This window comes from Rhodoplanes roseus, assembly GCF_003258865.1.
Classification (GTDB): domain Bacteria; phylum Pseudomonadota; class Alphaproteobacteria; order Rhizobiales; family Xanthobacteraceae; genus Rhodoplanes; species Rhodoplanes roseus.
This window is the reverse complement of sequence record NZ_NPEX01000045.1, coordinates 19,580-32,538: the sequence shown is the minus strand read 5'-3', so window position 1 is coordinate 32,538 and position 12,959 is coordinate 19,580. Positions and strand designations below refer to the sequence as shown.

At 69.6% G+C, this 12,959-nt stretch carries 11 protein-coding genes; 4 read left to right on the top strand and 7 right to left on the bottom strand.

The window, feature by feature from the left end:
• The 6 genes from CH341_RS09280 to carA all read right to left on the bottom strand — a co-directional run.
• A partial coding sequence (locus tag CH341_RS09280) for a glycosyltransferase family 39 protein (RefSeq protein WP_111418758.1) occupies nt 1–1,593 on the bottom strand: 1,593 nt, incomplete at its 3' end.
• Nucleotides 1,590–2,630: a glycosyltransferase family 2 protein gene (locus tag CH341_RS09275; RefSeq protein ID WP_170149552.1), complete on the bottom strand. Its 1,041-nt coding sequence runs from the start codon at nt 2,628–2,630 to the stop codon at nt 1,590–1,592. The genes CH341_RS09275 and CH341_RS09280, both read right to left, overlap by 4 nt.
• Before the next feature lie 127 nt (nt 2,631–2,757).
• A complete protein-coding gene (locus tag CH341_RS09270; protein WP_111418756.1) occupies nt 2,758–3,990 on the bottom strand; it encodes a multidrug effflux MFS transporter in 1,233 nt (410 codons plus the stop codon).
• 133 nt (nt 3,991–4,123) lie between these two features.
• A complete protein-coding gene (locus CH341_RS09265; RefSeq protein ID WP_111418755.1) occupies nt 4,124–4,699 on the bottom strand; it encodes a cupin domain-containing protein in 576 nt (191 codons plus the stop codon).
• A 198-nt stretch (nt 4,700–4,897) separates the two neighbouring features.
• Nucleotides 4,898–5,041: a hypothetical protein gene (locus CH341_RS34125; RefSeq protein WP_170149551.1), complete on the bottom strand. Its 144-nt coding sequence runs from the start codon at nt 5,039–5,041 to the stop codon at nt 4,898–4,900.
• Between the two features lie 118 nt (nt 5,042–5,159).
• Nucleotides 5,160–6,341 carry a glutamine-hydrolyzing carbamoyl-phosphate synthase small subunit gene (carA, locus tag CH341_RS09260; protein WP_111418754.1) on the bottom strand — a complete coding sequence of 394 codons (1,182 nt, stop codon included), beginning with the start codon at nt 6,339–6,341 and terminating at the stop codon, nt 5,160–5,162.
• Between the two features lie 132 nt (nt 6,342–6,473).
• Here carA and CH341_RS09255 point away from each other — a divergent pair, with 132 nt between their 5' ends.
• A complete protein-coding gene (locus tag CH341_RS09255) occupies nt 6,474–6,926 on the top strand; it encodes a GatB/YqeY domain-containing protein (RefSeq protein WP_111418753.1) in 453 nt (150 codons plus the stop codon).
• Between the two features lie 102 nt (nt 6,927–7,028).
• Nucleotides 7,029–7,568 (top strand): menaquinone-dependent protoporphyrinogen IX dehydrogenase, encoded by a 540-nt coding sequence (hemG, locus tag CH341_RS09250; protein WP_111418752.1) that lies wholly within the window; start codon nt 7,029–7,031, stop codon nt 7,566–7,568.
• A gap of 13 nt (nt 7,569–7,581) precedes the next feature.
• On the opposite strand, the gene CH341_RS09245 is transcribed toward hemG, so the two are convergent.
• The gene (locus CH341_RS09245; RefSeq protein WP_111418751.1) at nt 7,582–7,908 is read right to left on the bottom strand and encodes a BrnA antitoxin family protein; all 327 of its coding nucleotides are present in this window, start codon (nt 7,906–7,908) and stop codon (nt 7,582–7,584) included.
• A gap of 531 nt (nt 7,909–8,439) precedes the next feature.
• Here CH341_RS09245 and dnaG point away from each other — a divergent pair.
• Both dnaG and rpoD read left to right on the top strand, forming a co-directional pair.
• Nucleotides 8,440–10,413 carry a DNA primase gene (dnaG, locus tag CH341_RS09235; RefSeq protein ID WP_111418750.1) on the top strand — a complete coding sequence of 658 codons (1,974 nt, stop codon included), beginning with the start codon at nt 8,440–8,442 and terminating at the stop codon, nt 10,411–10,413.
• A gap of 351 nt (nt 10,414–10,764) precedes the next feature.
• Complete coding sequence (rpoD, locus tag CH341_RS09230; RefSeq protein WP_425376161.1) at nt 10,765–12,879, top strand: RNA polymerase sigma factor RpoD; 2,115 nt, start codon at nt 10,765–10,767, stop codon at nt 12,877–12,879.
• The last annotated feature ends 80 nt before the right edge of the window (nt 12,880–12,959 follow it).

Genomic DNA, 12,959 nt, shown 5'->3' with positions numbered 1-12,959 from the left:
CGTGGACCTGTGGTCCACGCCCCGGAACGACGAGCCACGCGACGCACTCCTCGGCCCGCTCTGCGGCGGAACGATCAGCAGGCGGTAGGCCTGCGGCCGGTTGGTCTCGCCCCAGAAGGTGCGGGTGACGGCGACGTCGACGGTGCGCACGTCGGGCTCGCTGCGCGCCTGGGCGTCCTGGGCCTGCCGGCACGGGCGGTCGTCGCCGCGGCACACCGCGACATAGCCGTCGCGCACCATGCGGTCGGGATCGATCCACGGGGTCGGCTTCAGCGTGAAGCCCGGCACCGAATCCGGGTGGTCGGGATGGTAGAACGCGATCGCGGCGCCGAGATCGGCGTCGCCGATCACGATCGACAGCCGCCGTCCGGTCGCCGACGCCCATTCGCGCCCGACCGCCTCGGCGAGCGGCGCGTAATAGGCGCGGCCCTCCTTGTTGCCCTCCCAGTGGCGCATCAGCGCGAGACCGGGCGCGGCCGCGAGCACCACCAGCGTGACGATCGCCACGGCACCCGCGACCGTCGCCGCCGCCTCGCGGGACATGCTCACCTCGGCCGGCGCCAGCAGCACGATCGGCAGCAGGAACCACGCCTGCATGGTCCACAGCGAGGTCAGCTCGACGCCGACGAAGGGCGCCGACACGGCCGGGATCAGCAGCGGCAGGGCGAGCAGATGCACCAGCATGCGCCGGTCCGGATGTTTGGGCCACAGCGTCGCGGCCAGCACGGCGCGGTCCGGCCGCACGATGGCGAGCCAGACCAGGATCGGCACCGCCACATAGGCGAGCGCGCCGACCAGATACAGGACCGCCTTCCACAGGATCGCGCCCATGGTGGCGCCGCCGTGCACCGCATAGGCGTAGCCGAACGGCTGGAAGCCCGTGCTGGCGAGCCACCACAGATGCGGCGACAGCACCGCAAAGCCGGCCAGGATCGACACCCAGGGCGACGGCGATCTCAGATAGGTCCGGCGCGCCGGATGCAGCAGCGCGGCGATCGGCAGGCTGACCACCAGATAGATCGAGTAGTACTTCCCGAGCATCGCCAGCGCGCAGGCGGCGCCGGCCGCCGCCGACCAGGCGATCCCGCGGGTCTCGAAGGCGCGCAAAAAGCACCACACCGCGAGCGGCCAGGTGGCGAGCAGCGTCTGGTTGGAGGCGAAGCGCTGGCCGTGGAACTGATAAAACGGCGTCAGCAGCAGGAGCAGCAGCACCAGCACGCGCTTGTCGCCGGAAAGGTACCGCCGGGCGATGCGGTCGACGATGAACAGCGCCAGCGCGGCGTTGGTCATCGCCAGCAGATGGAACGACCAGTCCGCCACCGGGAACACCGAGAACCACGCCGCCGCCATCAGGCTGCCGAGCGGCGGATGCTTGTAGTAGCCGGGGCTCGGATGCCGGCTCCAGGCGTAGATCTCGACGAGGTCGGGATGCAGATCCAGCGACGTGTAGGAGATCACCTGGAACGCCGTCCAGGCGATCACGAACAGCGCCAGCAGGATCGCGGTCGCGGCGCCGTCGTCGGCGTGGTCGAGCCAGGCGCCGACGATCCTGCGCGGCACGGAGGGGCGGGCCGGGGCTGCGGTCGTGCTCATGAGCCGGCGGAGGCCCGGCGGGGCGGGTCGTGGGCGTCGACCCCTAAGTCCGACGCGGGAGCCGCGGGGCCGGCGGCCGGGCGCTCGGTCTCGCCGACCAGGAAGGGCGGCCATTTCCGCGTCTCGCGCAGCACCCGGCCGATATACTCGCCGATGATGCCGAGCACCAGGAGCTGGCCGGCGCCCAGGATGGCGATCGCCGACATGGTGGATGTCCAGCCCGCCACGGTGTGGCCGATGGCGAGGAAGCTGACGATCGAGTAGACCAGCAGCAGCACGCCGATCAGCGCGAAGATCAGCGACAGATAGATGGCGATGCGCAGCGGCTTGACGCTGTGGGCGATGATGCCGGTCACGGCGAGGTCGATCATCCGGCGCAGCGTGTAGGAGGACTCGCCCTCGCTGCGCACGCCCTGGCGGTACGGCACCTTGACCAGCGGATAGCCCAGCCACCGCACGAGACCGCGCAAGAACAGGTCGTGGTCGTCGAAGCCGTTGATGGTGTCGACCACGGCGCGGTCGAGCAGCAGGAAATCGGCGCTGCCGGGCTCGATGCGCACGTCGCCGATGGCGTCGAGCAGCCGGTAGTAGAGCCGCGAGGTGAGCCGCTTGCCGAACGAGACGTCGCCCGCCGCCGACTCGCGCTGCGCCGCGACGATCTTGGCGCCGGCGCGCCACTTGGCGACGAGCTCGGGGATCAGCTCGGGCGGATGCTCGAAGTCGCAGTCCATCAGCACCACGGCGTCGCCCGCCGCGTGCCGCAGTCCGGCCCGCAAGGCCGGCTGGTGGCCGAAATTGCGGGTGAAGGAGACGTAGCGGATGCGCGGGTCGCCGGCCGCGAGGCGGCGCAGCTCGGCGAGCGTCTCGTCCTTCGAGCAGTCGTCGACGAAGACGATCTCGAAACGGCCGAACGGGGCCAGAATCTCGGTCAGGCGCGCCGCCATCGGTCCGACATTGCGCGCCTCGTTGAACGCGGGCAGCACGACCGAGAGGAGCGGCCCCTGGTCCGTCGCCCGCCGATCCGTTCCGACCGCCACGCCGTTCTCCCGACATCTCGCCGCCGGCCCACGCGGATGCGGAACCGGCCCGGGCCGTGTCAGGCCACAGACGGGTGGAAGAATCAAGCCTCGCCCCCGGCCCGGGGCGGCGGGCGGCGGCGGGCCGTCAGGCTGCCGGGCCGCTCGCCGGAGGTGCTGCCGTGCCGGCGGGCGGCGGCGCCGGCGTCGCCAGATAGAGCGCCCAGGCGAGCGCCGCGAAGCCGACCATCACGGCCGGCATGGCGCTCGCGCCCAAGTGGCCGAACAGGGCCGCCACCACGGCGGAGGCGAGCGCGGCCACCATCATCTGGGCGCTGGTCAGCACGGCCGACGCGACGCCGGCCCGGTGCGGCAGGTCCCGCATGGCCGCATAGGAGGCGTTCGGGCCGACCAGGCCGACCCCGAAGGCGGAGACGAGCAGGAGGCCGACCACCACGGCCAGCCGGCCGTCGAGCGGCGCCAGGGTGAGCAGCAGGAACAGCATCGCGGTGGCCGCGATCAGGGCGAGCCCGATGCGGATCAGCCGCCGCGGCGGCGCGCCGCGGCCGAGCAGCATGCCGTTGAGCAGGGTGCCGGCGATGGCGCCCGTCACCGGCACGGCGAACACGTAGCCGTAGGTCGCCGGCGACAGGCCCATCAGGCCCATGAACAGGATCGACGAGCCCGAGATGTAGGAGAACAGCACCCCGAAGCACATGGCGTTGAGGAGCGCCGCCTTGGGGCTCACCGGGTGGCGCAGTACCTCCCGGTAGCCCTCGACGAGCTGGCGCGGCGCGAGCGCGTCCGGGATCCTGCGGGCGATCGACTCGCTAAATCCGAGCAGCACCGCGGCGAGCAGGCCGGCGCCGAACGCCGCCATCAGGCCGTAGCCGGACCGCCAGCCGCCGATCGCCAGCACATGGACGCCGATGGTGGGGGCGGTCAGCGGCATCACGGCGTTGATCGCCATGACATAGGAGATCTTCTTGCGCGCGGCGATGCCGTCGAACAGGTCGCGGATGGTGGCGATGGCGAGCACCGTGCCGGAGGCGGCCGCGAGCCCTTGCACCAGCCGGGCGGCGAGCAGCACGTCGATGCTCGGCGCCACCGTGCAGAGCACGCTCGCCACGACGTAGAGCGCGAGCCCCGCCACCATCACGGGCTTGCGGCCGAACCGGTCCGACATCGGCCCGTAGAGCAGCGGGCCGGCCGAAAAGCCCAGCATGAACCAGCTCAGCGTCAGCGCGACGGTCGCCTCGGTGGTGTGGAGGTCGGCCGCGGTCGGCGCGAAGGCGGGCAGGCCGAGATCGATGGAGAGGGGCGGGAGAGCGACGAGGCAGCTCAGGAGAATCGTGAAGCCGAGGGAGTTCTTGTCGAGCACGGGGGGCCGGGAAGGTTCGAAGGCCGGTCGCGGATCGGCGCCGGCGCGACGGCATAGGCCGCAGCGGTCCGGCCGTCCAGCCGGGCGTGCGGGTCCGACATGCGCCGTGACCTGCCGCCGCGATGCCGTGACGTCAGGCGGCGTTCTCGGCGCGGCGGCGCTCGGCCGCGGCCCGCGTCTCGGCCGCCCACAGCTTCACCAGGGGGCCGCCCTTGCCGCGCACCGGGTCGGCTGCCGGCAGCGGCACCTCCGGCATGGCGGCCAGCGCCTGGGCATGCTCGGCCTTGCTGCCGCGGCAGAGATCGTACTTGCCGGTCGGCGGATAGGCGCCGATCACCACCAGGTCGGAGGTCGCATGCATGCGCTGGTGGCCGGTGCCGGCCGGCAGCACCACCACGTCGCCGACCTTGAGGTCGATCTCGGTGCCGTGCTCGCCGCCGAAGCGCACGCGCGCGCGGCCGCGCGCGATCGCCATCACCTCGTGGATGCGCGAGTGGTAATGCGCGTAGGTGGCGATGCCGTTGCGCCAGATCCCGATCCAGCCGTGGCGGCGGAACGTGCCCTCGATCAGCTCCTCGGGATGCGCCGACCCTTTCAGGTCGATGGCGTCGCGGAACACCACGAGCGACAGGACCGGGTTGTTCGGGATCACGCCGTCGTCGTCGAACAGGAAGGTCTCGGGGGCGTTCCGGGGGTGCGTCGCGTGCATTCGTCCATCCTGGCCACCGCGCCCCTGCGGGCGTCGGTGCGGGCGCAGTGTGCTGTCGCGGGCTTAAAACGCGCTTAAATCGGACGCATCAATTCGGGCGGTCGGGCCTGCCGCCCGTCAGGCCGCGCCGGCCCGCCGTTTTCGTCCGCGAAGGCCTCGTAGCCGAGGCAGGCCAGCGCCAGGACAAGGGGCAGCGGGCTATTTCTTCGGTGGCTTCTTGCCGATGTCGGCGGTGTCGCCGGCGATCTGCGGTTTCGGCTCGGGCGGATCGGACCAGAGATCGGGATTGGGCTTCGGCGCCGGCTGGGGGGCGGGCGGCTGAGGAGTCGGCTGCTTGGGCATGAACAGCTCCCGGTGAGCAGGATGGCGCCCCTGAGGAGCGCTCGACCTGCTCACTGTCGGCCGTTGGCCCGCCGCGACATTGAGCCGGCGCAATTTATGCGGGAATCAGACTCTCTCTTCACGCCCGCTTGCGGTCGCGGACCAAGCCGGCGAAGCGCTGGAAGAGGTAGTGGCTGTCGCGCGGGCCGGGCGAGGCCTCGGGGTGGTACTGCACCGAGAACACCGGCCGGTCCTTCAGGGCGAGCCCGCAGTTGGAGCCGTCGAACAGCGAGACGTGGGTCTCCTTGACGGTGCCGGGCAGGCTGTCGCGGTCGACAGCGAAACCGTGGTTCATCGAGGTGATCTCGACCTTGCCGGTCTCCAGGTCCTTCACGGGATGGTTCGCGCCGTGGTGGCCCTGGTGCATCTTGCGCGTGGTGCCGCCCAGCGCGATCCCCAGGATCTGGTGGCCGAGGCAGATGCCGAAGGTCGGGATGTCCTTGTCGATCAGGGTCTTGATCACCGGCACGGCGTACTGGCCGGTGGCCGCCGGGTCGCCCGGGCCGTTCGACAGGAAGACGCCGTCGGGCTTCAGCTCCAGAATGTCCTCGGCCGACGTGGTGGCCGGCACCACCGTCACCTTGGCGCCGATGCCGGCCAGGAGCCGCAGGATGTTGCGCTTGATGCCGTAGTCGATGGCGACGACGTGCAGGTCCGGATTCTCCATCCGGCCGTAGCCCTTGCCCCACACCCACTCGGTCTCGTCCCAGGTGAACCGCTGGCCCGAGGTGACCATGGGCACCAGATCCATGCCGACCAGGCCCGGCCAGGCGGCGGCCTCCCGCTTCAGGGCGTCGAGGTCGAAACGGCCGTCCGCGGCGTGCGCGATCACGGCGTTGGGCATGCCCTTGGAGCGGATCAGGCTGGTCAGGGCACGGGTGTCGATGCCGCCGAGGCCGATCACGTTGCGGGCCTTCAGCCAGGCGTCGAGATGCCGGGTCGCCCGGTAGTTCGACGGCCGGGTCACGGCCGAGTGGAGGATCACGCCGCAGGCGCCCGGGGTGGCGGCCATGTTGACGGTCTCGATGTCCTCCTCGTTGGTGCCGACATTGCCGATGTGCGGGAACGTGAAGGTGATGATCTGGCCCGCATAGGAAGGGTCGGTGAGGATCTCCTCGTAGCCCGTCATGGCGGTGTTGAAGCACACCTCGCCGACCGCGTGGCCGGTGGCGCCGAGGCCGAATCCCTCGATCACGGTGCCGTCCGCGAGGACCAGCAGGGCGGTGGGCTTGGGGTCCGCCCAGGCGGAGGTGTCGTTCATGGTCTTGATCCGAATTTTTCGGCGAGGGGCCCGGGTGTCGGGCGACGGCGCGGGCCGCGCTCTGGCCGTCCTGCCTTATTTGCGTATAAAAGGCGCCGAGGCAAGGTTTTGGGCCGCACGAAAGGGTGCACGATGTTGCGCGACGATATCAACGCTGCGTTGAAGGAGGCCATGAAGGCGCACGATGCCGCCAAGGTCTCGACGCTGCGGCTGGTCAATGCGGCGCTCAAGAACGCCGACATCGAGGCGCGCGGCCAGGGCAAGGCGGCGCTCGTCGACGAGGACGTGCTGGGCCTGCTGCAGAAGATGATCAAGCAGCGCCAGGAGTCGGTCGAGCTCTACGAGAAGGGCGGCCGCGCCGAGCTCGCCGCCCAGGAGCGCGCCGAGATCGCGGTGATCTCGGCCTATCTGCCCAAGCAGCTGTCGCCCGAGGAGGCCGAGGCGGCCGTGAAGGCCGCCATCGCCGAGACCGGCGCGAGCGGCATGAAGGACATGGGCAAGGTGATCGCGCTCCTGCGCGAGCGCCATGCCGGTCAGCTCGACATGGGCAAGGCGAGCGGCATCGTGAAGGGGCTGCTGAAGTAGGCTCCGCCGCGCCGGAACCGGCCGGAGGCGAGGCGGGGATCGTCGGGCCGCAGTTTTCGCGGAACGGCCGGCCGTTCACCGGGTGATTGTTCGAGCTGTTCCATGAAAATTTTTTACGCGTCCCGCGACGGCCAGTCCCGCAAGATCGCCACCCATGTGGCCGGCCGGCTCGCCGCCCGCGGCCTCGCCGCCACGCCGACCGACCTCGCCGACGGCCAGCCGACCGCGGCCGACCTCGCCGGCGCGCCGCTCGTCGCCGCCATCATGTCGATCCGCTACGGCAAGCACCTGCCGGAAGGCCTGCGCTTCGTCGAGACGGTCCGGAGCATGCCGGACCCGCCGCCGCTGGCCCTCGCCTCGGTCAATCTCACGGCGCGAAAGGCCGGCAAGGACACGGCCGAGGGCAATGTCTATCTGCGCAAATTGATCGAGCGGAACGGCCTGACGCCGGTGCTCGCCACCGCCTTCGCGGGGCGGCTCGACTACCCGCGCTACGGCCTGTTCGACAAGACGATGATCCGCTTCATCATGCTGGTCACCGGCGGCCCCACCGACCCGACCTCGGTTGTCGAGTACACCCAGTGGGACAAGGTCGACGCATTTGCGGAGCAGATCGCCGGGTTTTTGGCGCAGGGCGAGTAGCGAGCAGGGGCGATCAGGTCCCCGACTTGCGCCCCTTGGCGTCCTTCATCTGGTCCATGTAGGAGCGCAGCACGGCATTGATGCGCCGCTGATATCCCGCGCCCTCGGCCTTGAAGAAGTCGAGCACGTCGTCGTCCATGCGGATGGAGATCGCCGTCTTCTTCGGCGGCACCACCAGTTCCGCCACCGACCAGTCGATATTCTCGAGGCCAGCCCAATCGGGATCGCGGGCGATTGAATCGTCGATCTCGGCGTCCGTCGTGCGGCGAATATGCTCGAGATCACTTTGACCCTTCATCTCCTGCAGCTGAGAGAGCGTCATGGTACGCAGCTTGCTCATGTCGGCGTGCTCGCCTTGCGGTGATGATCCGGATATTCCGTTCCCGGATCGTATAAATGATTGCGATCAACGGCCCGCCACCAAGTGGACCAATCGCGACGTTACGGAACTCGTTATTGCGGAACGATCTGTAGCGGAGACCGTGCGGAGAAGAACTTTCGCGGCATCCACGAAGTCTATGCCGCGCTCGCGAAGAACGAACTCTCGTTTGACCTCGTCCCATTCGAATCCTTCGACGAGCATGCGCTTTTCTCCAATTATTTTCCCGCAGCGCGGTCAAAAAATGGGAGTCGCTATCAACTCAGATCCGGAATTGAACTACGAGAGCAATGCGTCGTGTACCGCTACCGATTGAATATACAGTCGTATATACGTTCGAAGTTGATGCTGTCAAGCTTCTGAGGTCCGATTGTTCCCGTGCCGTTCCCCTGTGGATACCCGGGACAACTCCGCCCTGTGCCTCCGGACGCTGCGCCTTCGCCCGCCGCGCCTTACATTGGCGGCAGCGGCGGCCTAGGGTCCCGAATCACCATGCGATTCCCGCCCGAGTTCCTCGATGACCTGCGCACCCGCCTCCCCGTGTCGGAGGTGGTGGCGCGGCGCGTGAAGCTGAAGAAGGCGGGGCGCGAATGGAAAGGGCTCTCGCCCTTCAACCAGGAGAAGACCCCCTCGTTTTTCGTGAACGACTCCAAGGGGATGTGGTTCGACTTCTCGTCCGGCCGCAACGGCAATATCTTCGATTTCGTGATGGCCACCGAGGGCCTGTCGTTCCCCGAGGCGGTGGAGAGGCTGGCCGGCGCGGCCGGGATGGCGGTGCCGAAATCGTCGCCCGAGGCGGCCCAGCAGGCCCGCCACAGCCGCACCTTGCTGGACGTCGTCGAGATGGCGGCCAAGTTCTTCGAGGAGACGCTGGCGACCCGGGCGGGCGCTCGCGCCCGCGGCTACCTGGCGGACCGCGGCCTCGATCCGGCGACCCAGCAGAAATTCCGCATCGGCTACGCCCCGGCGGAGCGCTTCGCGCTCAAGGAGCATCTCGGCAAGCAGGGCGTCTCGGTCGACGACATGATCGAGGCCGGCCTCCTGGTCTCCGGCGACGACATCCCGGTGCCCTATGATCGCTTCCGCGACCGGGTGATGTTCCCGATCGGCGACCTGCGCGGCCGCATCGTCGCCTTCGGGGGACGCGCGCTCGACAAGGAGGTGTCGGCCAAGTACCTGAACTCGCCCGAAACATCGCTCTTCCACAAGGGCGGGCTCCTGTACAATGGCGGCCCCGCCCGGGCCGCCGCCCATGCCGGCGCGCCGCTGATCGCGGTGGAGGGCTATGTCGACGTGATCGCCATGGTCACGGCCGGCTTTCCCGGCACGGTGGCGCCGCTCGGCACCTCGCTGACCACCGACCAGCTCGCCTTGATGTGGAAGATCGCCGACGAGCCGGTGCTGTGCTTCGACGGCGACGGAGCCGGCCGGCGCGCCGCCTGGCGGGCCGTCGACCTGGCATTGCCGCTGCTGCAGCCGGGCAAGAGCCTGTATTTCGCCACCCTGCCGCAGGGTCACGACCCCGACGACCTGATCCGGGCGAGCGGCAAGGGCGCCATGGCCGACGTGCTCGCCGCCGCCCAGCCGCTCGCCCAGATTCTCTGGATGCGCGAGACCGAGACGGGTCGCTTCGACACGCCGGAGCGCCGCGCCGGGCTGGAGGCGCGGCTCGACGCGCTGCTCGCCGGCATCGGCCACGAGGCGGTGCGCAAGTATTACCGGGCCGATCTCGGCACCCGGCTCCGTGGCCTGCTGTCGCCGGAGCAGGCCCAGGGCGGCGGACGGTTCCCCTATCCCGGCCGGGAGCGGCCGACCGGCTTCAAGGGCGCCGGCGCCCGCGGCGGCAAGGGATTTTCACGCGGCGGCAGAGGGGCCGGCGGGCCGGAGGCGTTCGCCGGCGTGGTCAGCTCGCGGCTCTCGACCAGCCCGCTGGTGCGCGGCGCCCGCGCCGTGCTGCCGGCCCGCGAGGCCCTGCTGGTGCTGTCGGTGCTCAACCACCCCTGGTTGCTGGACGGGCATGCCGAGGAGTTCGCCGTGGTCGATCTCGTCCATCCGGACGCCGACCGGCTCCGCCGCGCCATCCTGGACATCATGGCGGCGCACGAGGAGCTCGGCCACGAGATCGACAGCGACGCGCTGCGCGAGGCCGTTCTGGCCCGCGATCTCGGCGGCCTGGTGGCCCGGATCGAGGCCGCGCTGACCCATGTGGCGGACTGGCCGGCCCGCGCCGGGGCCGCTCCGGAGGACGTCCGGCCGTGGTGGCGCCACGTTCTCACCTTGCATCATAAGAACCGGACGCTAAATAAGGAACTCAAAGAGGCCGAGCGCGCGCTGGGTGACGAGCCCAGCGAGCGCAATTATGCGTGGTTGCGGGACGTTCAGGGCCGCCTGGCCGCGATCGAAGGCACCGAAGCCTCGATCGACGGCTTCGGGGCACTGTCCGGGCGTCCGGTGCGCGGCTTCTAGACGGGGATTGCGGCCGCGGGTTCGCCGGCGGTTCGTGGCAGGCGGGGCGACGCGGAGAACTTTTTTTCGGACCGGAGCGGCCGGCAGGCCGGAGCCGGCGCGTGCAAGGTTCAGGATACGTTCAGGCTTTCGGTCCATGCAGAGGTCCGAGGTCCGCGGGATTCGGTGCGGGGATGGTGTCCGTCTCGGGTGCGGGGCGGACCGGGGTCGAGAATGCGGTGACGCCGCGGCTGCGGGGCGGATGGCCCCGGGACGCGCGGCGGAGAGCGGTCGCCCGACGACGGTGACGTGACGGCGGATACACGAAGCGGTCTGGGCGAGAGCGCGGCTTCAGGAGAACTCATGGCGACCATCAGGACGAAAGCGGCCGGCAAGGACAAGGTCGTGAAGGACAAGAAGGACGAGACGGCCGAAGGCCAGACGCCCGACACGCCGGACACGCCGCTGCCGCTGCTCGACCTCTCGGACGCCGCCGTCCGCAAGATGATCAAGCTCGCCAAGAAGCGCGGCTACGTCACTCACGACCAGATCAACGCGGTCCTCCCCTCCGAGGAGGTCACGTCCGACCAGATCGAGGACATCTTCGCGATGCTCAACGAGATGGGCATCAATGTCGTGGAGCAGGAGGAGCACGACGCCGAGGAGCAGCCCGAGGAGGCCCACGAGGACGAGGAGGAGACCGACGGCGAGCTCGTCGAGGTCACCCGCACGACCCCGGCCAAGACCGAGCGCGCCGAGCCCGGCGAGCGCACCGACGACCCCGTGCGCATGTATCTGCGCGAGATGGGCTCGGTGGAGCTCTTGTCGCGCGAGGGCGAGATCGCCATCGCCAAGCGCATCGAGGCCGGCCGCGAGGCGATGATCGCCGGCCTGTGCGAGAGCCCGCTGACCTTCCAGGCCATCATCATCTGGCGCGACGAGCTCAACGCCGGAAAGGTGTTCCTGCGCGACATCATCGACCTCGAGGCGACCTATGCGGGTCCCGAGGCGAAGGGTGGCGCGGCCGCGGTCGTGGCGGGCGGGCCCGACGCGGTCGAGGTCGACGGCGAGGACGCCGTGGACGCGCCGCCGGTGGCGCCGGCCGCCAAGCCGGTCGCCGGCAAGCCGGCCGGCCGGCCGGCCCCGCGCGACGGCGAGGACGACGCCGCCGAGGGCCCGATGCCCGACGGCGAGATGGACGAGGACGACATGGAAGGCTCCATGTCGCTCGCCGCCATCGAGGCCGAGCTGAAGCCCAAGGTGGTCGAGACCTTCGACATCGTCGCCGACACCTACAAGAAGCTGCGCCGCCTGCAGGACCAGAACGTCGAGAGCAAGCTCAAGAACGAGTCGCTCAGCCCCAACCAGGAGCGCAAGTACCGCAAGCTCAAGGAGGAGCTGATCGGCGAGGTGAAGTCGCTGCGCCTCAACCAGGCCCGCATCGACTCGCTGGTCGAGCAGCTCTACGACATCAACAAGCGCCTCGTCGGCTACGAGGGCCGTCTGATGCGCCTGTCCGAGAGCCACGGCGTGCAGCGCGAGGACTTCCTGCGCAACTACCAGGGCTCGGAGCTCGATCCGCGCTGGCTCAACCGCGTCTCCAAGCTGGGCGCCCGCGGCTGGAAGAACTTCGTCGCGCGCGAGAAGGACCGCATCAAGGATCTGCGTGGCGACATCCACGCCCTGGCGACCGAGACGGGCCTGGAGATCCAGGAGTTCCGCCGCATCGTCCAGATGGTGCAGAAGGGCGAGCGCGAGGCGCGCCAGGCCAAGAAGGAGATGGTGGAGGCGAACCTCCGCCTGGTGATCTCCATCGCCAAGAAGTACACCAACCGCGGCCTGCAGTTCCTGGATCTGATCCAGGAGGGCAACATCGGCCTGATGAAGGCGGTCGACAAGTTCGAGTACCGCCGCGGCTACAAGTTCTCGACCTACGCGACGTGGTGGATCCGGCAGGCGATCACCCGCTCGATCGCCGACCAGGCCCGCACCATCCGCATCCCGGTGCACATGATCGAGACGATCAACAAGATCGTCCGCACCTCGCGCCAGATGCTGCACGAGATCGGCCGCGAGCCGACGCCCGAGGAGCTCGCCGAGAAGCTCGGCATGCCGCTGGAGAAGGTGCGCAAGGTCCTCAAGATCGCCAAGGAGCCGATCTCGCTCGAAACGCCGATCGGCGACGAGGAGGATTCGCATCTCGGCGATTTCATCGAGGACAAGAACGCCATCCTGCCGATCGACGCGGCGATCCAGAGCAATCTGCGCGAGACGACCACGCGGGTGCTGGCCTCGCTCACGCCGCGCGAAGAGCGCGTGCTCCGCATGCGCTTCGGCATCGGCATGAACACCGACCACACGCTCGAAGAGGTCGGCCAGCAGTTCTCGGTGACGCGCGAGCGCATCCGCCAGATCGAGGCCAAGGCCCTGCGCAAGCTGAAGCACCCGAGCCGGAGCCGGAAGCTGCGGAGCTTCCTGGACAACTGATCGGGACGGGACGCGACACGGCCGCCTCGGCCGTAGGGTGGGCAAAGGCGCGCCAGCGCCGTGCCCACGCGGTTCGGGGG

Bases quoted from the DNA above. Each gene is read 5' to 3' on its own strand.
- CH341_RS34125 (WP_170149551.1), bottom strand. From the start codon at position 5,041: ATGCCCAAGCAGCCGACTCCTCAGCCGCCCGCCCCCCAGCCGGCGCCG.
- dnaG (WP_111418750.1), top strand. From the start codon at position 8,440: ATGCGATTCCCGCCCGAGTTCCTCGATGACCTGCGCACCCGCCTCCCC.
- carA (WP_111418754.1), bottom strand. From the start codon at position 6,341: ATGAACGACACCTCCGCCTGGGCGGACCCCAAGCCCACCGCCCTGCTG.
- hemG (WP_111418752.1), top strand. From the start codon at position 7,029: ATGAAAATTTTTTACGCGTCCCGCGACGGCCAGTCCCGCAAGATCGCC.
- CH341_RS09245 (WP_111418751.1), bottom strand. From the start codon at position 7,908: ATGAGCAAGCTGCGTACCATGACGCTCTCTCAGCTGCAGGAGATGAAG.
- CH341_RS09255 (WP_111418753.1), top strand. From the start codon at position 6,474: ATGTTGCGCGACGATATCAACGCTGCGTTGAAGGAGGCCATGAAGGCG.
- CH341_RS09265 (WP_111418755.1), bottom strand. From the start codon at position 4,699: ATGCACGCGACGCACCCCCGGAACGCCCCCGAGACCTTCCTGTTCGAC.